At 58.5% G+C, this 23050-nt stretch carries 25 protein-coding genes; 13 read left to right on the forward strand and 12 right to left on the reverse strand.

What is annotated here, in order from left to right; translation table 11 throughout:
- Window positions 1-3: 3 nt before the first annotated feature.
- From ACODSO_RS11960 to ACODSO_RS11985, 6 genes are all read right to left on the reverse strand, one after another.
- The gene (locus tag ACODSO_RS11960; RefSeq protein WP_068372584.1) at window positions 4-405 is read right to left on the reverse strand and encodes a hypothetical protein; all 402 of its coding nucleotides are present in this window, start codon (window positions 403-405) and stop codon (window positions 4-6) included.
- Window positions 406-741: 336 nt separating this feature from the next.
- Entirely contained in the window at window positions 742-1452 is a 711-nt protein-coding gene (locus ACODSO_RS11965) for a GAF and ANTAR domain-containing protein (RefSeq protein WP_231912457.1), read from the reverse strand.
- Between the two features lie 580 nt (window positions 1453-2032).
- Window positions 2033-2890 (reverse strand): haloalkane dehalogenase, encoded by an 858-nt coding sequence (locus tag ACODSO_RS11970; RefSeq protein WP_156520289.1) that lies wholly within the window; start codon window positions 2888-2890, stop codon window positions 2033-2035.
- Between the two features lie 54 nt (window positions 2891-2944).
- Window positions 2945-3139: a three-helix bundle dimerization domain-containing protein gene (locus ACODSO_RS11975; protein WP_068372592.1), complete on the reverse strand. Its 195-nt coding sequence runs from the start codon at window positions 3137-3139 to the stop codon at window positions 2945-2947.
- Between the two features lie 76 nt (window positions 3140-3215).
- Entirely contained in the window at window positions 3216-3413 is a 198-nt protein-coding gene (locus ACODSO_RS11980) for a hypothetical protein (RefSeq protein ID WP_156520290.1), read from the reverse strand.
- Window positions 3414-3601: 188 nt separating this feature from the next.
- The gene (locus ACODSO_RS11985; RefSeq protein WP_068372598.1) at window positions 3602-3874 is read right to left on the reverse strand and encodes a DUF3263 domain-containing protein; all 273 of its coding nucleotides are present in this window, start codon (window positions 3872-3874) and stop codon (window positions 3602-3604) included.
- Between the two features lie 172 nt (window positions 3875-4046).
- Here ACODSO_RS11985 and ACODSO_RS11990 point away from each other — a divergent pair, with 172 nt between their 5' ends.
- On the forward strand, window positions 4047-4961 hold the full coding sequence (locus ACODSO_RS11990) for a CHAD domain-containing protein (protein ID WP_068372547.1): 915 nt from the start codon (window positions 4047-4049) through the stop codon (window positions 4959-4961).
- A gap of 75 nt (window positions 4962-5036) precedes the next feature.
- Here ACODSO_RS11990 and ACODSO_RS11995 read toward each other — a convergent pair whose 3' ends face one another.
- Complete coding sequence (locus ACODSO_RS11995; protein ID WP_068372550.1) at window positions 5037-5816, reverse strand: alpha/beta hydrolase; 780 nt, start codon at window positions 5814-5816, stop codon at window positions 5037-5039.
- A 73-nt stretch (window positions 5817-5889) separates the two neighbouring features.
- Here ACODSO_RS11995 and ACODSO_RS12000 point away from each other — a divergent pair, with 73 nt between their 5' ends.
- A complete protein-coding gene (locus ACODSO_RS12000) occupies window positions 5890-6513 on the forward strand; it encodes a TetR/AcrR family transcriptional regulator (RefSeq protein WP_068372552.1) in 624 nt (207 codons plus the stop codon).
- Window positions 6514-6734: 221 nt separating this feature from the next.
- On the opposite strand, the gene ACODSO_RS12005 is transcribed toward ACODSO_RS12000, so the two are convergent.
- The 3 genes from ACODSO_RS12005 to ACODSO_RS12015 form a co-directional block, all read right to left on the reverse strand.
- Entirely contained in the window at window positions 6735-6890 is a 156-nt protein-coding gene (locus ACODSO_RS12005) for a YunG family protein (protein WP_442971333.1), read from the reverse strand.
- Entirely contained in the window at window positions 6863-7111 is a 249-nt protein-coding gene (locus ACODSO_RS12010; RefSeq protein ID WP_442971334.1) for a YunG family protein, read from the reverse strand. The genes ACODSO_RS12005 and ACODSO_RS12010 overlap by 28 nt, the downstream gene beginning before the upstream one ends.
- A gap of 94 nt (window positions 7112-7205) precedes the next feature.
- Window positions 7206-7472, reverse strand: coding sequence for a hypothetical protein (locus ACODSO_RS12015; protein ID WP_068372554.1), 267 nt, complete (start codon window positions 7470-7472; stop codon window positions 7206-7208).
- Between the two features lie 368 nt (window positions 7473-7840).
- Here ACODSO_RS12015 and ACODSO_RS12020 point away from each other — a divergent pair, with 368 nt between their 5' ends.
- From ACODSO_RS12020 to ACODSO_RS12060, 9 genes are all read left to right on the forward strand, one after another.
- Window positions 7841-9160 (forward strand): UDP-glucose dehydrogenase family protein, encoded by a 1320-nt coding sequence (locus ACODSO_RS12020; protein ID WP_068372556.1) that lies wholly within the window; start codon window positions 7841-7843, stop codon window positions 9158-9160.
- 661 nt (window positions 9161-9821) lie between these two features.
- Entirely contained in the window at window positions 9822-11273 is a 1452-nt protein-coding gene (locus ACODSO_RS12025) for a sugar transferase (protein ID WP_231912458.1), read from the forward strand.
- A gap of 51 nt (window positions 11274-11324) precedes the next feature.
- A complete protein-coding gene (locus ACODSO_RS12030; RefSeq protein WP_082897718.1) occupies window positions 11325-12443 on the forward strand; it encodes a glycosyltransferase in 1119 nt (372 codons plus the stop codon).
- A gap of 327 nt (window positions 12444-12770) precedes the next feature.
- The gene (locus tag ACODSO_RS12035; protein WP_442971336.1) at window positions 12771-13604 is read left to right on the forward strand and encodes a glycosyltransferase family 4 protein; all 834 of its coding nucleotides are present in this window, start codon (window positions 12771-12773) and stop codon (window positions 13602-13604) included.
- A gap of 190 nt (window positions 13605-13794) precedes the next feature.
- On the forward strand, window positions 13795-14298 hold the full coding sequence (locus ACODSO_RS12040; protein ID WP_156520291.1) for an acyltransferase: 504 nt from the start codon (window positions 13795-13797) through the stop codon (window positions 14296-14298).
- Between the two features lie 51 nt (window positions 14299-14349).
- Window positions 14350-15855 (forward strand): O-antigen ligase family protein, encoded by a 1506-nt coding sequence (locus tag ACODSO_RS12045; RefSeq protein WP_156520292.1) that lies wholly within the window; start codon window positions 14350-14352, stop codon window positions 15853-15855.
- Between the two features lie 2 nt (window positions 15856-15857).
- On the forward strand, window positions 15858-16976 hold the full coding sequence (locus ACODSO_RS12050; RefSeq protein WP_068372565.1) for a glycosyltransferase family 4 protein: 1119 nt from the start codon (window positions 15858-15860) through the stop codon (window positions 16974-16976).
- A gap of 311 nt (window positions 16977-17287) precedes the next feature.
- Complete coding sequence (locus ACODSO_RS12055) at window positions 17288-18034, forward strand: glycosyltransferase (RefSeq protein WP_197480688.1); 747 nt, start codon at window positions 17288-17290, stop codon at window positions 18032-18034.
- Window positions 18035-18057: 23 nt separating this feature from the next.
- Complete coding sequence (locus ACODSO_RS12060; RefSeq protein ID WP_068372570.1) at window positions 18058-19491, forward strand: lipopolysaccharide biosynthesis protein; 1434 nt, start codon at window positions 18058-18060, stop codon at window positions 19489-19491.
- A gap of 697 nt (window positions 19492-20188) precedes the next feature.
- Here ACODSO_RS12060 and ACODSO_RS12065 read toward each other — a convergent pair.
- Complete coding sequence (locus ACODSO_RS12065) at window positions 20189-20935, reverse strand: YqjF family protein (protein ID WP_489037164.1); 747 nt, start codon at window positions 20933-20935, stop codon at window positions 20189-20191.
- 340 nt (window positions 20936-21275) lie between these two features.
- Here ACODSO_RS12065 and ACODSO_RS12070 point away from each other — a divergent pair, with 340 nt between their 5' ends.
- Window positions 21276-21548 carry a hypothetical protein gene (locus ACODSO_RS12070; RefSeq protein WP_231912460.1) on the forward strand — a complete coding sequence of 91 codons (273 nt, stop codon included), beginning with the start codon at window positions 21276-21278 and terminating at the stop codon, window positions 21546-21548.
- A gap of 50 nt (window positions 21549-21598) precedes the next feature.
- Here the strand turns inward: ACODSO_RS12070 and ACODSO_RS12075 are convergent, their stop codons facing one another.
- The gene (locus tag ACODSO_RS12075; protein WP_082897725.1) at window positions 21599-21979 is read right to left on the reverse strand and encodes a transposase; all 381 of its coding nucleotides are present in this window, start codon (window positions 21977-21979) and stop codon (window positions 21599-21601) included.
- A gap of 199 nt (window positions 21980-22178) precedes the next feature.
- On the opposite strand from ACODSO_RS12075, the gene rfbA reads away from it, so the two are divergent.
- On the forward strand, window positions 22179-23048 hold the full coding sequence (gene rfbA, locus ACODSO_RS12080; protein WP_489037165.1) for a glucose-1-phosphate thymidylyltransferase RfbA: 870 nt from the start codon (window positions 22179-22181) through the stop codon (window positions 23046-23048).
- The last annotated feature ends 2 nt before the right edge of the window (window positions 23049-23050 follow it).

Consider the following 23050-nt stretch of genomic DNA (forward strand, 5'->3'; position numbering starts at 1 on the left):
GCATCATGGCCCTTCGATCACGCAGTCGTACGGTCCGCCTGGTTCCGGTCGGCAGCCGGCAGCGGTGACCTTCCACTCCCCGTCGGCGATGGTGAGAAAAACCGTGTCGGTATCCATCCGGACTTGTGCTGCGCGGCCGTAGGCACGCACGTCGATCACCGAGCCGGCAGCGGGTAGGTCCTCGCCGACAATGCCGTCCATGCAGGGGGCTTTCGTGGTCTTTTCCAACTGTTCGACGGTGGCAGGGGCCAACACTGCACATCCGGCGGCTCCGTCCCCAGCGGAGAGCGCGGTATGAAAGTTCTGCGCGATCCGCGCGGCGGCAGCGGTATCCGGCCCCAGCGACGCGCACCCAGAGAGGGCGAGTACCGCCGCCGTCACTACTAGAGCACGGAGTCTGCGCATGGCAGTGACACTAGATCCAAACCGGGGTGCGCAACGGCCAGACGAACCGATCACGATCGCATTGGGCACCGCGGCCCGCTACCGCGAGATCGAACCGCCTACTCATCACCACCGTGACCAGGCCACTTCTAATGTGTGGCATTGTGGTCGGCACGGTAGGCGTCCCCGGACGGTCGAACTGTCGCCGCCGGTGCATCACAGAATTGGACGGGTTCACAGTCCGCGTCGGCGTAGTTCGTTCGTTACTGCCACGTGGCGGGCCTCGATCGCGCCGACATCGTTATCGGCGGCGAGCCGGTCATGGTCAACCATCGAGCGGCGGCGCTCAGCCGCTTCTCACAGGCTATCGATGATGCGTTGGGCAATCTCGCGTAGGGGTGTGTTGGTGTCCTGAGACAGCTTGGACATGAGAGAGAACGCGCGCACGGCATCGACTGTGTAGCGCTCCATCACGATGCCCTTGGCTTGAGCGATGATGTCTCGGCTGGTGAGTGCAGACTCGAACTGGATCTGGCGGTTGGCGGCGACGAGCGCGGCGGCGGCGTGGGTGGCGAGCATCGCCGCCACGGCCTGATCTGAGAGACCGAACGGACCGACGGTGCGGCCGAACAAGTTCAGCGCACCGCTGCCGCCGATGACTTTGCGTTTGTTCTTGCTGGGATAGGTGTACAGGTGGAACGACATCATGCTGCGCACACCGGTTTGCAACGCGGCCGCGGCGAACACGGGCCAGCGTTCCTCGCGGCTGAGGTCGGCGCTGTGAACGAGCGGCTCATTGGTGGCGGCCTCCAGGCACGGCCCTTCCAGCGACTCCATCTGGAGGGTGTCGAGATGCACGGCGAGCGACGCGGTCGGTGCCAGTGATCGGTGCCCTTGCTCGTCGATGAGCAAGATGTCGGCGAAATCGACGCCGTCGATCAATCGCACGGCTTGATCGGTCACGGCATCGAGGATGGGTTCGAGTTCGGTTTCGGTGGCGAAGCTGTCCGCCAACTCGGCCATCGCCGACCTGATGTCCTCGAGATCCGGAGACTTGTTCGTCGTCACTGTCTTTCCTTCCGGGGTCAGACCTGGCTGGCGTGGCAACCTGAACATATTGGCGTGGCACCCGAACATAACGGAGCGGAAGTGCGGCCGTGAGGGAGTCTGTCAGTATCGACCCGCTTCCGTCGCGAGAAGGGCGTACTCGCGATCGAGCCGAGTAGCCCGATTCGGGCGAGGTACGACAACGCGGCCTGTCAAAATTTGGAGTGCATGGGCGGCGGGGAGCGACCCGGCCTTCTCGCGGTAGGGCAGAGCAGCGAGTTCTGTGCGATTCCGGCTCGTGAAGTCTCGGCGGCCCACGACGGACACCATGCCGACTCCGGCATCGGGGCCACGCTCGCGAAATGATCGTCTACCGAACGCAATCCGGGGTGGGGATTGGTCCTGGAGATCAACGAGATGGGGTAGACGATCTGTGGTTCGACGACCGGAATTCGACGGAGGTGGCGAGCGGCTGTTTTCGGGCAGACGAGAAGCTCAGTGGTGGAGTCGAATGCGTGAAACTCGAGTGCTTCCTTTGCAAACCCGAACGGGACGCAGGTCCGCGAGGAACCTGTGTCGCGCTCATCTCTTGACGATGGCCTTAGGAGACGGCGGTGAGCCAGCTTGCGAGAGCGGTCACGATCTCGCTCGGGCGATCTTCGGGGAGGAAGTGAGTTCCGGCTCCGACGGCTGCGAACGTCATGCTCTGGCCATGAGCGGAGCACCATGCGATCTCGGCGGGGCCAATGAGGGCGCCTGGCGTGCCGTGTATCAGGAGCGTGGGCAAAGCGGGGTCGCGGAAGACATCGAGGTTCTCGCGGATCACGTGGGCGACGTCAGACGGGTTACCCGCGATGGGGATCTCGCGCACCCACTGCAGAATGGGCGCACGAGACGCGGGATCTTGGAAGGGTGCCCGATAGCGATCGTGATCCTCTCGGCTCAGGCTGCGAACGATGCCAGAGGGGAGAACGACTTCGACGAAAATGTTCTCCTCCAGGACCGTCTGCTCTCCTGAACCCTCGGCTCTAAGTCTCGAGAACATCTCCTGATCTGGTCGGGGGAGATCCGACCAACTGTCGATCGGGTGGATGTGTGCCTCGAGGATCGAGACCCCGCGCACCTGATCGGGTCGTGACCGAGCGAGGGCAAGCGCCAGGACGCCTCCCCAGTCGTGACCGACGAGCGTGAGCTCGTTGACCGCAAGCGCGTCGAGAAAAGTTTCGAGGTGGGCGAGGTGATCGACCAAACGATAGCCTCGATTGGACGCGCCTGAAGCTCCCATTCCGATCAGATCGACCGCGATCGTTCGGTAGCCGTGTGCTGCGACGGCGGGCGCGATGTTGCGCCAAAGGTAGGACGAGGTGGGATTGCCGTGCAGAAAGAGTACGAGTGGACCGGAGCCCGCATCCGTGAAGCTCATCGTGCTGCCGAGCACGGGCAGAGTTCGTGGCTTCACCAGGGTGTTCCTTCGGCCTGAACCGGCGGGGCCTCTGCGGACTGTCGCGGGCCGCTAGTGGGTCTGGAGGGCTTTGCGGGCTTTGCGCTCGACGAACAACGGGACGAAGTCGCGGATGGAGTTGCCGTCGAAGCGGGCGTGCTCTGCGGCGATGGTCTCGTCGATGACTGACCGCGGCACGTCGGGAAACAGGGTTTCGAGGCGATCACGGACGGCGTCGATGTGCTCGTGTTCGGTGGTGGTCGTCATGAGTTCAACCATGCGCTCTGCTCGGGGTGCGGTCAACAGGGGGTCCTGCGCTGTCTCGGGGTCGTGCCGTCGGTGCCTACCCCGCGACATCGGGAAACCGCGTGTGGATGGCGTCGAGTTGGCGGTGAAGCTGGTACAACATCTTTCGCTGCGAACGGGCTTCTTCGTTGTGCCAGAGCCGGGCGGTGCCTTGGCCGACTTGCCTGGCTTTGTGGGCGAGTAGTTCGGCTTCGTCGACGAGCGCTGAGACGGCGTCGATTTCAGCGGTCAACATCGCAGCGAAGACCTGCGCCTGCGCACGATCGGAGCTGTCGGGCGCTCTTCGTGATGCGGTTGGTGGCGTTGGCTTTGTGCTGGGTGCGTTCATCTTCCGGTCATCGGAACGTGAAGAGTGGTCTGTCTCAGGTGAATACGTGATGAACTGCGCTGACGCCGTGACTGTGCCCACTGCGCGCGTGGTGGTCATTGCCCGACCTGTGGGTGGCCGACGGATGCTGCGCTGTGTTCGAGGCGGCCACGGCACAGCCGCAGCAACGCTTCCACGGTCCGCGCGTCGAGGTCGACGGTCTGCCCCGGGTCGGCAAGTAGGTGCCTCAGCCTGCGGAAATACGTCTCCGACGGGATCCCGAACGCGACCATGATGTCTTCGGCGTCGCCGCCGCCGTAGGGCATCCACTGCACGGCGAACGCGAGCATCCGATCGCGCTCGTGCGGGGTGTGGGGTGTCGACGGCATGACTGCAGTATCACCCGGCCAGTCGACCTTCGCAGACGCTGCAAGCATCCATAGAGCGACGACAAGGTGAACACTGAAAAAACGCCATGTACAACCCAATATTGGCCTGACAAGCCCGGTGGGCACCGAGCCGCCGGACCGAACCCCACTCCCCGGCGTGAATCCTCGGAGCGTGGGACCGAATCGTGATGGTTTCGATCTCTATGTACTCGGGGCATCCATACCGATGACGACATCGACGATTTCCTCGACACCACATCGAGATGCGGCTGCGGCACCGGTGGCCGCCTACGTGCGTGAGCAGATCAGTGCCATTCGAGACGGCGATGCCGCGCTGCGCCGCGGCGAGGATCCGATCCATCCCACGCGCGTCGCCATCCGCAGACTTCGCAGCACGCTTCGCGTCTTCGCCGACACCTTCGACCCGGCCGTCGCTACCCATCTGGACGAGGAACTGTCCTGGTACGCCGGGATCCTCGGCCACGTTCGCGACCACGAAGTGCAGCGCGCTCGCTTCGCGCAAGCCGTGGCCGATCTCCCCGACGAGTGGGTGCTCGGTCCCGTGGCCGCCGACATCGAGACCACCCTCGCTGCCGAACAGCGCACCTACCGAGCTGATGTCGATACCGTTCTCACCGGCGATCGGTACGCCGCGCTGATAGGCGCACTCGACGCCCTCGACTCCTCGGTGCGTTCCGTGCCGCGCAGGAACGTGACGTCACTGGCGAACAAGGCCGGCAAGAAGGCCCGTACCCGGCTGAAGGCTGCGATCGCGGGCGAGGCCGGCGATGACGAAGCCCTGCACCGAGCCCGTAAGGCGTTCAAGCGTGCCCGGTACGCCGCAGAGCTGGCGACACCGCTGGTCGGCAAGAAGCACGCCAAGAAGAAGATCCGGCGCTACAAACACGTGCAGGAAGTGCTCGGCGAACACCAGGACAGCTTGGTCGCGGCAGAGTTTCTTCGCCGCCTCGGAGCTGCGGCGGGAACCCGGCCTGCAGAGAACGGTTTCACGTACGGGCTGCTGTTCGCACACGAGCAGCAGGCAGCTGCAGCCGCGCAACGGCGCGCTCGCACCCTGAAGCTCTGACCGGTACGGACGGTCGACGTCGCTGCACTGCCCGACAATGCTCTGTAAGTCGCCCAGAGCATTGTCGGACTGTGTTCAGGCGTAGACCGCCGTTTCGGTCATCCAGTTGTCGATTGCGGTCATGGTCAGATCGAGGAACGGCCGGTCGAACAGTGCATGATCGGCTCCTGGGATCTCGATATGGTCCGCGTCGGAGTACCGCCGTGCGGTAGCGCGGGGGATTCTCGGGTTGACGGCCCTGTCCTGTTCGGCTCCGATCACGAGTACAGGGGCGGTGACTGCGGCGAAGTCGACGGTTGCCGCGTGGTGCCGGTCCAGATACGGGAAACTCATCTCGCAATACGCTCGGCCCGATTCGGCGACTGCGTCGTCGAAGAGTTCGCGGACGTGCTCGGGCGGCTGATGCTGTGCGATGACCTTGAAGCGGGTCATGGTGGGCATCAGTGGTCGACGCCATGGCGCACTGGGGTGGAGGAAATGGGTCCCGAACAGGCGAATCATGCTCGGGTACACGGCGAAGATGCCTGCTGCAGGTGCCGGCGCTACGGCGACGACACCTGCGGTCGGGGTTCGCGCTGCGACCAACTGCACCAGCAGTCCGCCCATCGAGAGCCCTGCCACCAGGGGCGGGGAATCCAGGGATCGGCACAGCTCGACCAGGTCGTCGGTGTAGTCCCGCAGACTGAGGCCCGCGATCAGTGGCGCACCTTCTTCGCGGGGTAGTTCGTGGTGACGCAGGGTCGGAGTGTGGACGGTGAACCCGCGGTCGGTGAAGGCCTGCGAGGCTGAGCCCCACCATGTGGGGGTACCCCGGCCCCAGGTGCCGTGAACAAGGACGACGTGGCGATTGGACATGCGCGTGAATCTACACGGATCGTTCGATTTGGCAATCGGTCGATCCGGTTATATCCATCGTTAGAGTGACCGTATGGATCGAGGAGGCGACGAGCCCAACGCTTCGGTCGACGGCCGCGCCGCCCGCTGGGCACACCGTCGACCGGAATTGGTGGCCGCCGCCACCCACTACGTCCTCGACCATGGCGTCTCGGATCTCACGCTGCGGCCTCTGGCCTCAGCGATGGGGGTGACCATCGCGACGGTGGTACGTCAGTTCAGGTCGAAGGAAGCGCTCGTCGAGGAGATCACCCGCGCCATCAACGAGGACCTGCTCGCCACCCTCCGCGAAGACCCCGAGCTCGTAGGTCTAACTCCATTGGAGACGCTCCGCACCCTGTGGCGGCGATGGTTGGACCCTGCGCAGAGTCGGCAGTTCCGAATGATGTTCGAGCTGTTCGGCTTGGCCTCGCATCACCCCGAGCAGTATCGGTGGTTCACCGACTCGATCGTCACCGACTGGCTGCCGCAGATCGAGGCCCCTTTGATCGGCGACGGAGTCGATCCCTCTGTTGCACGCCACGCAGCCACCCTGGTGTTGGCGGTTCTCAGAGGACTGCACCTCGACCTCGTAGCGACGGGCGACGTCGACCGCGTCGATGCCGCGTTCGAGCTGGCCGTGGCAACGCTCGCCCCCGCGTTCACACCAACGCGGTGACCGACTTTCACTACTGGCCAGAACTGCGTCCGATGCCTCAACTACCGGTCGATGCAGGTCTCTGGAACGCCTGTCGCGAGGCGGCCCGATCTCGAACCGAGTTGTGGGACTTCACCGTCCGTCCCCAGTGACGTAGAACGCGGTGGTGGCCTCGACCGCCGCCGCGACGTGGCCCGGTTCACCGCCGCCGGCCAGATGGGCCTCGCCACACCCGAGCGAGACTATGGGATCTTCGCGGCGACGCGGTTCGCGAGGAGGGCGTACTCGCGATCCAGCCGAGTCGCCCCAGTTGGGCGGGGGATGACAACGCGGCCCGTCACCTTTTCATCCGATGAGAATTGGCCGCGGGTCAGATCGATATCCGTTCCGTCTGGCAATCGGTTCCACCAGTGGTAGTCACTTGCACGCCACCGACGTGTACCTCGCCGCGAACGAGTTCGCCGCCGAAGTAGTCGTGGACAACGATTGCGGTCGTGGCGCACTGTCCGCGCGACGGGTTCGCCTCTGTCCAGGAGCTGACGTTTTCGGGTGCGCAGGTGTCCGGGCCCCAAGACTCGTGAAGCGCCGCAGTCAACTGTGTGAGGGAGACGCGACGCATCGCCGCAGACTACATGCGTACTCCGTCACGATCTTCGGCAATCGAACGCTGCTAGTCACTTCCGAACGTGGGCCAGTCCAGCCCACGAACAGAGTCAGGCAGCGAGCGACTCGGACCAGTTCTCGGAACCCCGGAGGATCGCGCGCCACCGCTGACGGTTCGCAACGAGTGCCTCGGACTCGTCGGTGGCACTTGCAGTTCTTGCCAAAATTTGGAGTGCATGGGCGGCGGGGATCAACCCGACCTTATCGCGGTACGAGAGAGCGTCGAGCTCTGTGCGAGCACGCTCCGGTGAGTACCCGCAGAGCCGAACGAGGGTACGGACCTCGTCATCGATCTGGTTGTACTGAGCATCGGACATGGTGTCACCTCTTTCGGTCGGGAAAGACTATTTTCTGACGCGGGGCGATGGATGTCCACTGTTTTGATCGCGATGATTCTTACCCGACAAACGTGTCGTTCGCATGAACTACATCGAAAAAGAAGAACGACGCTTGGTTCATCAGGTGTTTGTGTTCCGTTGGCCCGGCAGCGATCTCGCGGCAAGTGTCGAGGTTTGTGAGTTCGAACAGGACGCCGCAGGAAGCAGAGTAGGGCGCGCGGTCGGTTGGTCCTTCCGACTATCATGTGCATGCGAGGGCAGGCCGTCGACGCCGACGCACCGAACCTTACTTCTGCACAACCACTCGGATTCTCTAGTTCGGGTTCACACGGGGGATGACAAGCAATATGCGGATCACAGTGTTCGGGACCGGCTATCTCGGAGCGACTCATGCGGCCTGCATGGCCGAGTTGGGCCACGAGGTGCTGGGCGTCGACGTCGACCCGGCCAAGATTGCCAAGCTCGAAGCAGGTGAGGTCCCGTTCTACGAGCCTGGGCTCGAAGAGGTCCTTCAGCGCAACATCGCGGCGGGACGACTCCGGTTCACTGCTTCGTATGAAGAGGCTGTTGAGTTCGCAGACGTCCACTTCCTCGGCGTGGGTACACCGCAGAAGAAGGGCGAATTCGCGGCCGACATGATCTACGTCGACTCCGTTATTGAGACCCTTGCCCCATTGCTTACCAAGCCGGCCGTCGTCTTCGGCAAGTCAACAGTCCCCGTCGGTACCGCCGCCCGTTTGGGTGCGCTTGCTCGCGAGCTCGCGCCCGCAGGTGACGACGTCGAGATCGCATGGAACCCGGAATTCCTGCGCGAGGGGTTTGCCGTCCAGGACACCCTGCATCCCGACAGACTGGTTCTGGGGGTGGATCGCGACAGGCCAGGTCGCGCGGAAGCGCTCGCCCGCGAGGTCTACGCGCAGCTCCTCGACGAGAACATCCCGTTCCTAGTGACCGATCTGGCGACAGCTGAGCTGGTCAAGGCTTCCGCCAACGCGTTCCTGGCCACCAAGATCTCGTTCATCAACGCGATCGCTGAGGTCTGTGAAGCCTCCGGCGCGGACGTGAAGATCCTGGCCGATGCGATCGGTCACGACGACCGTATCGGTCGAAAGTTCTTGAACGCAGGTATCGGGTTCGGTGGTGGTTGCCTCCCCAAGGACATCCGTGCGTTCATGGCCCGTGCGGGCGAGCTAGGCGCTGACCAGGCATTGACGTTCCTTCGTGAGGTCGACAACATCAATATGCGTCGGCGTACCCGCATGGTGGAGCTGGCCAGGGAAGCGTGCGGGTCCCTCCTCGGTGCTCGTGTCGGCGTCCTGGGTGCTGCGTTCAAGCCCGACTCTGACGACGTCCGAGACTCGCCTGCCCTCAACGTCGCTGGTCAGATCCAGCTTCAGGGCGCCGCTGTGAATGTCTACGACCCCAAAGCGATGGACAACTCGCGGGCGCTCTTCCCGACGCTTGGCTACAGTGCCTCGGCGCTCGATGCGTGCGAGGGCGCCGACGTCGTCTTGGTGCTCACCGAGTGGAAAGAGTTCAAGGCGCTGAAGCCTGCCGATTTCGATGGGGTGGTTCGGGCGAAAACCTTGATCGACGGCCGTAACTGTCTCGACCCGGAGGAATGGCGGGCAGCTGGCTGGACCTACCGCGGGCTTGGGCGACCGTAGCCATCCCTGGAGACTGACTTCGTCTACCTCTCGGGACGAAAAATTGGGGTCATTCGATTGACCTACAGATTCCTTGCAGCACGTTTGTGTAGTCATACCGAACCGGGCACAATCACCGGTTGCTACCGGTGAATCATCCACGGGATTGCTTCGTCTGAATTCCTCCTTCTGATAAGAGAACCAATCGTGCATTAATGTTTCGCCTGTGTTACTTCGCCGGTGGAGTGGAAACTGTTGTGATTTGAACTCAGAGATCGTCTGTAGCGCAGTGAGATTCGACAAGAAGTCGAGGTCGACTCGATACCTCGGTAACAAATGTTGACTGATTGTCGATTCATTCTGTGCCGGAAGTTCTCACGCGCAAACCCCGCGGGTCGATCGTGAGTGTGGTAAACAAACTGGGTCGGTGTAATCATTTTGTGATGTGACCCACTCAGCGAGTCGCTTTACAGATAGCGTGCGAAAATTTGAATGCTTGAGCAGCGCGACAGAGTTACAACCGGTCCTCATGTCAGTGACGACGTGTCGTGACCACAGTTCATGTACCAAAGGCAGTCGGCACAAGCTGCAAGGCAGAAGTGAGGAGGGGGGGTCGGTGGCAACAATCGGAACGGTGCAGCAGACTCCACGCGGGGGTGCTACTGACAAGGCCCAGAAGCCCGTGGAGAGAGTCAACCATCTGACGTCGAGACGGGTGTGGGAGCGCCAGTACGTCGACAGGCTCAGAGTCACCGACGTGGCGGTCGTGATCGCAGCGGTGGCGACCGCTCAACTCATTCGGTTCGGTGAACTACAGGTTGAGGGCGCGAAAGCGCTCGCAAGCTACACAGGTGTCTCGGTCGGACTAGCAGCGCTATGGATCGCCTTTCTCGCAATCTTTCGAACACGCTCTCCCCGCGTCATCGGCAACGGGGCTGAAGAGTATCGCCGGATCGTTTCCGCTACGTTCCGCCTTTTCGGAGTCATCGCAATTCTCTCCCTGTTATTGAAGATAGACATCGCGAGGCTCTATCTCGCTATTGCCCTTCCTGTTGGGCTGCTCGGGCTGCTGGTCAGTCGGTGGCTGTGGCGGAAGGGTGTCTCCAAGCAGCGCAGCAAAGGGAAGTACCAAACGGCTGTGTTGATCGTGGGCAGCCGCAAGGCCGCGGTATCGATGGCCAAGCAGTTCGAGCGATCACCGGGCGCCGGGTACAGCGTGGTGGGGATGTGCCTGCCTGGATACGAGCCGGAGCGCGACGCAATCTTTCTGGATGGCTACGAGATTCCTGTCCTGGGCGACGAGTACAGCGTTGTCGAAGCTATCGAGACCTCAGGGGCCGATACGGTCGCAGTGACCGCGACCGAACATCTAGGTACCAAGGGCATTCGCAAGATGGTGTGGGACCTCGAGAAGAAGAACGTCGACCTTGTAGTCGCACCTGGCGTCGTCGATGTCGCAGGACCCCGCCTGGTCATGCGCCCAGTCGCTGGCTTTCCATTGATCCATGTCGAGAAGCCTCAGTACAACGGTGCAACGCGCTTCAGCAAGACCGCATTCGACTTCCTCTTCGCTACTGCAGTCCTTCTCGTGATCGCACCGATTCTCTTGATTGCAGCGGTCGCGGTGAAGGCTACTAGCCGCGGACCGATCTTCTACAGGTCGGAGCGAATGGGCATCGACGGCAAGCCCTTCCCGATGATCAAGTTTCGCAGCATGGTTCAGGACGCCGATCAAAAGGTGGACTCTCTTCTTGCTCAGAACGAGAGCGAGGGCGGTGTCTTGTTCAAGATGCGTGACGATCCGCGAGTCACCAAGGTCGGGAAGTTCATGCGGCGTTTCAGCATCGACGAGCTACCCCAATTCATAAACGTGCTCAGACGGGAAATGAGCGTAGTCGGACCGAGGCCGCCTCTTCGCCGTGAAGTTGAGACATACGATGGTGACGTTCGCCGTCGGCTGTTGGTCAAGCCTGGCATCACCGGCTTGTGGCAGGTCAGCGGTAGGTCGGATCTGTCCTGGGAAGAAACAGTGCGGCTTGATCTTTCGTACGTGGAGAACTGGTCGATGGTCGGCGACCTGCTGATCATCGCGAAGACGGTGAAGGCAGTTGCGGTTAGCGACGGCGCTTACTAGCGAACTCTTGCGCACCGTTGGCGAAAGTACTTGATTGAGAGGACACCTGTTGTGGGCAGGTCAGTTGCAATTCTAGGAACAAGGGGATATCCGAGCTACTACGGCGGATTCGAGACATTGGTTCGACGCCTTGCCCCATCTCTAGCCGATGACGGGTGGGACGTCACGGTGTACGGACGCGCCGACGCGATCAAAGACGACGATCCGACAGTAGACCCCAGAGTCAAGTCCAAAACATCCTACGGCCTCGACACCCGATCGATAAGTACGCTCTCCTTCGGACTCAGTTCTACCATCGATGTGGTACGAAGTAAGCCGGACGTCGCTCTTGTCATGAATGTCGCCAACGGTTATTGGCTTCCAGCACTACGGGCCAGATCGATTCCGACGGTTGTCAACGTAGATGGGATCGAATGGGAACGGGACAAGTGGGGTCGTGTCGCAAAGTCAGTATTTCGCGGCGGAGCCGCGATGACTGGCAAATACGCAGACCACATTGTTTGCGACTCGATCGAAATTGAAAGACGATGGCAGTCTCAGTTCAGAAGGTCCGGGATATTTATTCCCTACGGTGGCGATGCTCCTGAGCAGCTACCCCTGGTGAAGCCATTCGAACGCAGGAAATACGTTCTTTTGGTTGCTCGGTTCGTGCCGGAAAATTCAATCAACGAATTCATCGAAGCGGCGGAAAGAATATCAGCGAGTCATGTTGTCGTCATTGTAGGGTCGTCAGGGTACGGTGGTGAGATAGAGGATCGAGTAAGGTCGCTCGCCGATCGCGCTCACCGGGTCCATTGGCTCGGACATCTGAGCGACGACCGAAAGCTCTTCTCTCTCTGGCAAAACGCCGGCGCGTATTTCCATGGCCACAGTGTAGGTGGAACCAATCCGGCGCTCGTGCAAGCTATGGCCTGCGGCGCACCAATTGTCGCGCGCGATACCGTTTACAATCGGGAAGTGTTGGGCAGCTCGGGAGTGTTCACAACACCAACTAGCGAAGATATCTTTCAGACTACTACTTCTCTGCTAAAAGACGCTGAACTAATGGAAAGTCTGAGTTGCGCTGCAGCAGCACGAGCTGCGAGTGACTACAGCTGGAAGGATGTCTGCGACCGTTACGCGAAGGCCCTCTCAGAAGCACTTCAACCCGTGGGGCGAGCAAAAGCATGATGAAAATGCCACACTCACCGGTTTGGATAATACACGCGGGACGATCCGAGGCTACCCGTGTCTACTGACCCTAGGCTGCGCATTTTGTTGGATGGGTACTGGTGGGAGGATGGCCCCCCGTCCGGAAAGATGGTCTTAAGAGAAATAGTTAAAGCATGGCAAAGCGAATTCCCACGCGACGAGTTGGGGCTCCTCGTACCGTCCGCAGCTGGTATCGAGGTAACAGTCCCCGATGAAGTGGAGATATTTCGGACACCATTTCGGTTGCACCCAATCAACAACTTCGCCTTGCTACCGCTTATAGCGAGGCAACACAAATTTGACGTTATGTTGTCGCAAAACTTCGCAGCGCCGGGTAGACGATCGTTTGTCTATGTTCACGATGCAATCTTCAAGACAAATCCTGAATGGTTTACCCGACGCGAGCGAGCATACTTATCCGCCATATTTCCCAGTCTCAAACTCTGTAGCACCATATTTACCTCGTCTACTACTGAGCGCAGGCGGATTACCCGATTCTCAGGGAGAGCCCCCGGCGATGTAATCCCGACTGGGTTAGCTGCTCCAAGCTCACTGTTCGATAGTTCAGTCAGACCCGATGTAGACCTGACCTCCAACAAGTTTATCTTGTCAGTCGGTCGACTAAATGTGAGAAAAAACCTCAAAAGGACGATTGAGGCTGCGGTGCAATCGACTGCTCTGTCGGCAGACTTCCCACTAGTCATTGTGGGCGAAAAATCAGGCAGGTTTGCTGAGCTCGGGTCCGAGATACAGGCCGCTGTCGAATCGGGCAAAGTCATCTTCATGGGGCATGTGGCTGACGAAAACCTACGATGGCTATACGGCAACTGCGCACTATTCTGTTACCTTTCTCTGGACGAAGGGTTTGGTCTTCCGCCAATCGAAGCTTCGATGTTGGGCGCTGCAGTGTTGGTTAGCGATATCAACATATTCCACGAAGTTCTAGGAGATAGCGCTGATTACGTTGAACCACATTCAACGGATCTGATAGCTGCGGCCATTGTCCGGATCATTAAAGAGGGCAAGGGTCGACGCCCAGAAATTGCTGGTAAATCCTGGGGATCGGTAGTGCGCACAATGCGAACTGTGATTATCCAGGATTCACTCCAATCTTCGGAGATTAGGAGCAGTCTTGCTTAGAAACATCATAAATAATCTATATAGCCGCGCACGAGGACTAGACGCAGCCGTCGACTCCAACGTCAGCAACGGATATCTAGCGCGAGAGGTCGGCGGCAAGATTACACAGAAGATCCGATCTGTTCGCAGAGGTTTCCCTGCTGCATACATTGGACCGCAAGTCCGGATCCGAGGAGGAGCTCAGCTCAAATTGGGGAAAAGCGTTGTTCTCGCGCACGGAGTGCTAATCAACGCTTTGTCGCTGGAGGGTGTAAGAATCGGCGCACGTTCCACAATAGATGAATACGCCGTCTTGAGAGGAAGTGGAGTAATTAGAAACATAGGTGTCGGTATAAGCGTTGGAAGCCGGACCGCGATTGGGGCGCGAAACATCATTTTAGGCCAGGGCGGGGTGTACATAGGGAACGACTGCCTGCTCGGGCCGAATGTGACTATTGTCTCTGAAAATCACAATATTTCCGATCCTGAGACGCCGATTAGAGCGCAAGGCGAAACGCGAGCATCTATACACATCGATGACGACGTGTGGATTGGCGCGGGTGCGACGATACTGGCTGGTGCGAAGCTCGGAAAGGGTGTTGTGGTGGCTGCCGGAGCTGTCGTACGGGGCAACATAGACGAGATGACAATTGTCGGTGGCGTTCCAGCTAAATTGATTGGATCGCGACGTGCATCGGATGCCCCCGTCGCCTGAGCAGACCATAATCCTGAAGGCGCTTGCACAAGTCGCGCATTCTAGGAATGCTTGAGCAGTAACTATGACAGGCTGGAGCTCCTGATGGCGACTCGGATTCACGATCGGCGATCCGCATCGATCGCGATTGCTCTTGTAATTTCATCAGTAGTGGTGCTCGGACTTCTCTACATAGTTGCTGAGTCTGCCTCGGTTGGAATCGCCAGCGTAGGTGTAGTTTTGCTTGCCCTCGCTGTAGTCACAGTACTTGCGTCGGCCATGAAGTACGAGCATGCTGCAGGCATTCTGCTCCTCTTCTGTCTTGGATTGTCGGGCTTAAAGCTCGACGTCGGGCCGGTTTCAGTTTTACCCGAGCATCTAGCGATCGCGGTCTTGACGCTCCACTTGATACGTTCAAAGCTAAATTCTAAAGCTGTCCAATCATCGTCTACACTCCTGAGTGCCGCATTCCTACTGACGGCCTGGTTTGCGATCGCGATCACGACGAGCATCGTTGCAGCGCCGCTTCCCGCCCAAAGTCTGAAATTGTGCATGTGGCTTGCAATTGGCTTTTACGGATTGATTTTGGTCTATAAATCTGATCGCAGCGCAGAGTCCTGGGCACGAGATAGCGCAGGCGTTGCGATCGCATATGCCTCAATCTGCATCGTCGGATGGATCACTGAACAGATCGCGGGTAGCGCGTCGTTGTTTGCTGAGAGAGACTACAACAACGGCTTCATCCGGGCCAAAGGCCTGATGTTGGAGCCGAATATCCTCGCGTCGTTCCTATTGATGTCGTTGTGCGTTTCTCTTGCGTTTGCATCAAAGATCAAGCCATCAATGCTCGTCATGCAATTCGCAACATCGGGCTTTCTAATCTTTGTGTCGCTCACTCGGGTCTCCTGGCCAATTTACGCCCTACTCGCGACGATTTTCTACTTGCGGCACGCCTCGTTCAGGACGTGGTATTTCACTGCTGTATCCGCAGTGACTGCTGTTTTCGTTTTTCCAAGGGTCGGACCTACTCTTGGGTTAGGGTCAGAGTTTGTCGACACATTGCAACAGCGGTTTACGGATTTGTTCGATACATCATCGGGAACGGGTAGGTCCAGGTCCTACTCGGCGGATAATGCACTAGAAATTATTCGGAACACCGGATGGTGGATTGGACGAGGAGTAAACGCGTATCCGCAAACTGAGATCAACGAGACCGCGTCCAACGGTCAAGACTACCTCTCCTTTTGGTGGCTAGCTCTAATCTACGACACTGGCCTAATTGGTGCACTGTTGTTTGTCGGGGCACTGGTTCTGGTAGCACTCCGCCTGGGCCGACGCGGTATATTGATAACGCTGACGATAGTACTGGTTTCTATTACGACCAACCCCCTTTGGTACGCATATCCGTGGGTGCTTCTGGGAATTGTGCTGAAAAAACACTCAGAGGATAGTAATATGTTCGATAAATACAATGACCAGAACGCAAACGCACGTTCTCGATCAAGCGGCAGTGGTGGCCAAATCGTACGTCTAGACGACCGCGCAGTCGGTCCAACCAAGCTTCGGGTCGTGCCGTGACCATGAAGGTGGCCTTTGTTACGAGGTCGCCACAGGTCTGGGGCGCGGAGGAGAGCCTCCTTCTGATTCTTGGTGAAATTCAGAAGCTTGGGATTGATGCAACTGTAGTCATCCCCGAAGACTCGCCTCTAACGGCACGGCTTGATGGGGAGGGTCTGAACTATCAAGTAGTGAAATTTCCTGAACACCGTGTATTCGGCGCTGGAGGAAGCTTCTCGAAGTCGTCGCGCCTGCAGAAACTTGGCGAAATGTTCGCAGTTCTGCAAGGCGTAGCGACATTTACCCGAACGGTCCGCAGATATGACCTGGTTGTCGGCTTCAGTTTGTGGAATTTGGCAGAGTTGCGATTGGCAACGATGCTCGTTAATAAGCCGTACATAGTGGATTTGCATGACACAATTACCAGTGAGTTTGGTAAAGCTCTGATTGGCTGTATCGGCCGATACAGCACCGCTGTCATATCCCCTTCAGCAACCCTGCTTAGGTCGTATGGTTTGGATTCACTCACAGAATCGCATCGAGTGCCTCGCCCACTCAAACCGTCATCAGCGGTTGCAGCGGCGCCTCCGAGGCTCTGCAATCGGATGAGAGTGGCTGTTTGCGGGCAAATGGTGGAGCATAAAGGTATCCGCAGGATAGTCGAAGGGTTTGAAAAGTCAAACAAGGACAATTTGGAACTGTGGCTGATTGGCGGGGTTTCTGATGAGGCGCAACGGTCTGCGTTTGAATCGGAGATCAGGGTCAGGGTCTTGAAGAGTCAGTTGGCGATACGTGTAATAGATAGAGTTGACGATGTGTATCCGCTATTGGCGGAATGTGACTGCGTACTCAACGCATCCGAACACGAGGCGTTTGGACGAACAATGATTGAGGCTCTAGAAGTTGGTCGCCTTCCAGTAGCGTTAGAAGGTGATGGTCCTGCTGAGATTATCGACTCCGTTGGCATAGGAGTCATTCTAGAGCGTGACGCCGACATATCAGAATTCTTCGACGCGGTATCTATTGGCAGGTACGATAAAGATATTCAGCAAGCGAGGGATACTGGACGTGCGGCCGCGAAAGAGTTCGGGGCGGAATCAATCGCACGAAGATATGCAAATGTGTTGAGAAGGTTCCTTTGATGGGCTTACGTCAGCGTAGGAAAAGGTATCGATCCGGCACCGCGCGCATTGACCCGCTAGTCGTAATGCAGTCGTTTACGTCTGTGTCGGACCAGTCCAATCCATTTGTACACCTCCTTGACCGGAGTCTACCAAGCAACGTCGTATCGATGCCCTTTTCATGGAGGTACGCTTTGCGCGGGGGTTACGATGTGTTCCATGTTCATTGGCCGGAAGCTATGGTACGTCGCCGTGGAAGGTTTGCAAGCGAGGCGCGATGCATTGTCTTGTTCGCCGTCCTGTTAAGGATATGGATTTGTGGAATTCCAATTGTGCGTACAGTCCACAACGTTTCACCTCATGAGAAGTCGGCGTCACTGACTGAGGGCCTTGCATTTAAGTGGATTGATGCCATGTGTTTTGACTACATTGATCTAAACGGCGCAGTAGGCGTCGATTCGCTTCGCGGAAATATTCACACAATTCTTCACGGTCACTACCGCGACTGGTACGCCGGTCAGCACCTCCAGATCGACCGCTGCGATCACGTCCCTAATCGTATTCTATTTTTCGGCTTGATCCGTCCGTATAAGAACGTTCTGGGCCTGATCAAGGCTTTTCGAGAGATTGACGATGAGGATCTCGAACTCAGAGTCGCGGGTGGAATTGACGATGATTCTTTAAAGGGCGACATTACATTAGCGGCGGCTCAGGACTCCCGAGTCTCGTTGGCATTCGGGTATTTGACAGATGTTGAGGTAGTCAAAGAGGCGCAAAATGCCAGACTGATCGTCTTGCCGTACTCCACTTTGTTTAATTCAGGCGTAGCATTACTGGCGCTTTCGCTCGGCACCCCCATCCTATTGCCTGCTGGTGCGGTTGCGGATTCCATGGTCAAAGAGTTTGGCAGTGTTTGGATCAGTCAGTTCAATCCTCCACTGACATCTGAAGCCATTAATTCTGCTCGATCGAAGGGCATTCCGAAGCAGCGTGTTACGTTCGGTGTTGAGCGAGAATGGGACTTCATCGGTCGACGACATAGCGAAGTGTATATCTCGGCAGTGGAACGTAGAGCTTGATGTCGCGATTTCGCTTCGACTCTGTGAAGGGTGGTATCGGAGCCACCTTAGCCGGCCAGATTCTTCGCTTTGGCACTCAAATCTTGTCCCTTGCGATTTTGAGCAGGATCTTGGAACCGGCGGATTTCGGTGCTGTTGCAATGGTAAGTTCAGTTATCGGAGTTGCGGCGGTGCTTTCAGATTTCGGACTCTCGATGGCTGCGATTCAACGTCGTTCACTGTCCGATCATGAATCGTCCACGTTGTTCTGGATCAATACTGCTATCGGAATATTTGTGTGCGGATGTATAAACGTCGCAGCCGGTCCTGTCGCTGACTTCTATGGTAGCCCATCACTTCAGGAAGTAATCAGTCTCCTGAGTCTCGTGTTTCTATTCAATGGAATGTCAGTCCAATTTAGGGTGCTACTTACTCGTAGATTACGTTTTGGAACGCTGGCGTTGGTAGAAATTTTGCCGCAGATCCTTGGTCTTGTTATTGCTGTAGTGTTAGCCCTATCAGGGCTTGGCGTTTACGCACTGGCCTGGCAACAGGTGGCGGTTGCGCTCGTAGGGGCTGTCGGCCTGGCTGCCGCGAGTCGGTGGGTCCCTAGCTGGCCTCGGCGGGGTGTATCTATTCGGGCCTTTTTGGGGTTCAGTGCTGCTACGACATTGACTCAGTTGGTCAACTATTTAAGCGTCAATCTGCAGACAATTTCGGTCGGTAGAGTGCTGGGTGCATCGATGGCGGGGGTGTACAACCGGTCATTTCAACTTTTCATGCTCCCACTCTCGCAAATTGCAGCGCCTATGACGCGAGTGTTGTTGCCCCATCTCTCGCGCCAGGTATCGACGGAGAACTACGGACGAAGTGTTACGCGTCTGCACGTTGCCTTCTCGTACGTCCTCGTGCCTGTTCTCGTCTTGCTTGGCATTAATGCCGCGCTGGTCTCGGATGTAGTTCTGGGTTCACAGTGGTCAGATGCAGAGTCCGTTATTCGAATTTTGGCGTTTGGTGGTGTGTTTCAAGCTTTAGGATATGTCTATTATTGGATATTTCTATCCGAGGCAAAAATGGGAAGTTTGCTCTTGGCCGAGCTCCCTGGCCGTGTTGCAATGATTTTTCTGACCGTTGTGCTGTGTTCATCTGGAGTCGAGTATGTTGCCTTTTCGTACGCGATCGGATGTATTCTAATCTGGTTGGCCAGTACGTTTATGGCAAAGCAGCGATCTTCTGCGGATACGCTGTCAGTTCTTTTTGTTTCGATGCGGTTAATAATCGTCACGTTGCTTTCGTTCATGGTTCCTGGCGCGGTGACTGTGTTTAGCCTTGATGATCCGCTTAGCGAGGTTGCCGTTCTGCTGATATCAAACGGGTTGTTGCTTGCGATTTGTACGGTATCGGCGTGTCTGCCTTGCTACCGCCGGGATATACGATCAATTCTTGCCGAATTACCAGCTTCGATGAAGAGCCGTTGATTCTCGTCCAGCCAGGTGAATTGCGTGTGCGAGGGATATTCGTGGCCGTGTCGGTCGGGCGCAGGAGTGACGGAGTGCCAAATGGCGCCAAGTCGGATCTGGTCAACCTGGTGAACCAACAAGCGCAACTGCTGGAGGCGTACTGATCCAGCGCGAAGCGGCCCCTTGGCTCGTTGTCGCGATCGCATCAACTCGCACTGTCATCGGTCAAGGTAGCCGCTCTGCGACGGACAGACTGGTTCGAGCGTCCAAGGACCGAACGAAAATCGTATGGCCTAGATAGGACGAAAGTCCGCGACCCGTACCACGGTCATGGCACCAATCGGACCCGTAGGTCGGGAACCCGCACCCCCACGGAGTGTCAGCATGAGTAAAACCACGACCCGATCGATCCTCGTCTGCGTTGCTGCCATACCCCTCTCTATCGCCCTCGCGACACCTGCCGCTGCGGCACCCGGAGACGTCACCTACTCAGTGACTACCGCCGGTGCCACCGTCACTAGCACGTTCAACAACAATTTGGTTGCTGAAATCCAGTGTGAATACTTTGGACTCAACGAGCCTTACGATCCAGAGACCGACTACGCCGGGAGCTACCCATACGCAGTGGCGACTGGAACTGTGGTTGTCCCGGTCGGCCAGACAGCGAGTATGACCGCTTTGGCCATCCCGGTCCGCTGTCCGGGTTCGTCCTCAGTCAGTGCTGCACTGTGTACGGCCGGCCAAACTGCGTGGAGACACCAGGTGCGAACAGCACCGAGTCCGGTGGCCGGCTGGAGACATTCGGAAGTCCCGCAGCTCCGACGAGCTGGTCGTTGCAGTGAGTGACCGAGGCATCCGACAGTTGCCAGCGCCGGTGCACGTTCGGCACGTAGAGAAGTCGTCCTGCGAAAGAAGTGTGCAGACCCCAACGCGCCGTGAGGAATACAGCAAGTGGGTCGTCGGACATGTCGCGCGAGCCACGAACCACGCCGAAATCTGTTGAGACGCCGCGGTGTGGTGGTGCCAGGCGCGTACTTCGGTAGGCGATCTTCGAGGTGTCGTCATCGATGGTCATGGAGGCCCATCGATAGGGAACGCGGGCGAGGTTGGTTCCCGCGACCACCGCGAGACGGCTCGCTTCGAGAGATCGGAACGCGACTCCCCGTCGGCCTTCTGCGTCCACCGAATACAGCCGAACGTTGATCTCTGGAAACGTGCCCAGATAGGGGACGGGACGCCGGTACCCCAACCCCGCACCCACCATGTGAAACCCGATCAGGCCAACCCACGACGAACCGTCGAACTCGTCGGGGACACACCCACGAGGCAGGAGCGGAGCGACAAGGTCACTGGGGACGCGCCAATGCAGGAACACGAGCCGTTCCCAGTGTTGGTCCATCAGAATCGGGCGCGGCAGAAGAGGAGGCCTCGGCCAGAGTCGTCGTCCACCATCGCGGTCCACACCACCCACAGTAGGCGTGGTTCTCAGTTGGTCGTCAACGCCGAACATCACAACGCTCACCAACGTCGGAATGCCAGCAGTCGGCCCATCCTGGAGCAAAACCAGTACTCGGTCACCGTCTCGGAGGGCTTGCGGACTCACGTCGCTGATGTACAGAACGGGATCCAGGCTTGTGGCTTTCGGAGACGTACTTGAATATCCGATTGCAGTCCTCCAGTGGGCGCCGCGACGCAAACTGAAGCCAAAATGAGGGTCCCGAGAATCACCGGCGTCGCCATGCCGGGAATTTGAACTGCCAGTCCGACAGCAGCTATGAGCTCGGTTGTCTTCATTGCCTGCGATGGGAACCGAGGCAATCCCGGTGCTGTTCGATCAGTTCTACCTCGATCCTCCCTTGCCTCCGATCAACAGCTTTGCAGTGGGAAATGCGTTGCTGCAGCTTGCTGTCCCGTCGGATTGCGACCGGATGGCTGCGGTCGCGGCGGACCGGACATTGGGCTCGGGTCGGGCGGCGATTCTGGAGTGGCTGATCAAGCAGGGACGCCCCGATGGTCTCGACATCGTCGTCGGTGAGGTCGAGGATCCATCCGTCCGCGCGCTGGGCATCAAGTAAATCCGTCAGTACAAGCCTCTGCCTTCCGGCCTGCGGCCCAAAATCGAGCCTTACGCGGATGATCCGGATAGCGAAGTCCGCAAGCAGGTCAAGCTGACATTGGCGAAGCTTCCGGGATAGCTCAGAGTCCCTGATTCTGTTGCGCTCGCTCGTTGACTTGCTGGCGAGCGGAAAGTCTCTCGCGGTGAACGAAGTCGACACCGGCGCCAGTCTCGCTTGCCTGCGAACATTTGCGAGGTCCTGGTCCACAACGCACCTGTGATGATCGATCGGCGATCAAACCGTATCCGACGGGCCGAGTTGTCGACGTTCCGGAACCCGCACGCAGATCGTTTCACCTGTTTGACCAATCGGTTGTATCCCTCCGTCTTGGCGTTGGTGATTCCGGTGGTGATGAACGCGTTGATCTCCGACCACCACGTGTCGACCACCTGACTTGGCTCAAATTAGTGTCCACGTCGGATCGCGTCCAGTGTTTCGCGCAGGTCCTCAGGTAGCGGGTCTGCTGCAGTGATGGTTTGTTGGCCGACTGAGATAGTGATGGTTCGGTAGCGGCGAGCGGTGGTGACGAACTCTTTGATCGACCATTCCGTGCGGCATGGCAGTCTGTTGTCTGGGAGACTGCCATGTATGCGGGGAATCATTTTGGCGGGCGGTACCGGGTCGCGTCTTCATCCGATCACGATGGGAATCAGCAAGCAGCTTGTTCCGGTCTACGACAAACCGATGATCTACTACCCGCTCTCGACGCTGATTCTGGCGAACATCCGCGACATCTTGATCATCACCACCGCGCAAGACTCCGAGCAGTTCCAGCGTCTGCTCGGTGACGGCTCGCAGTTCGGCATCAACCTCACCTACAAGGTCCAGCACACCCCGAACGGTCTCGCGCAAGCATTCGTCCTCGGTGCCGACCACATCGGGACCGAGGGTGCTGCTCTGGTGCTCGGTGACAACATCTTCTACGGCCCAGGGCTGGGCTCGCAGCTGGGTAGATTCGAGGCGATCGAGGGCGGCGCGATCTTCGCCTACGAGGTCAAGGACCCCAGCGCGTACGGCGTCATCGAATTCGACGCCTCCGGTCGAGCGATCTCGCTGGAGGAGAAGCCGAAGGACCCCAAGTCCAATTACTCTGTGCCGGGTCTGTACTTCTACGACAACGATGTCCTGGCCATCGCCCGTGATCTGAAGCCATCGGCGCGGGGGGAATACGAGATCACCGACGTCAACCGGCACTATCTCGATGCGGGCCGGTTGGCGGTGCAGGTGCTGCCGCGCGGGACTGCGTGGCTCGATACCGGCACCTTCGATTCGTTGCTCGATGCCTCCAACTATGTGCGCACCATCGAGCAGCGTCAGGGTCTCAAGATCGGGGCGCCGGAGGAAGTGTCGTGGCGTCGAGGGTTCATCAGCGACGACGAACTGCGTGAGCGGGCGGAGAAGCTCGTCAAGTCCGGATACGGGCAGTACCTGCTCGACCTCCTCGACCGCCGTCAGTGAGA

The organism is Rhodococcus sp. FG69, assembly GCF_057808915.1.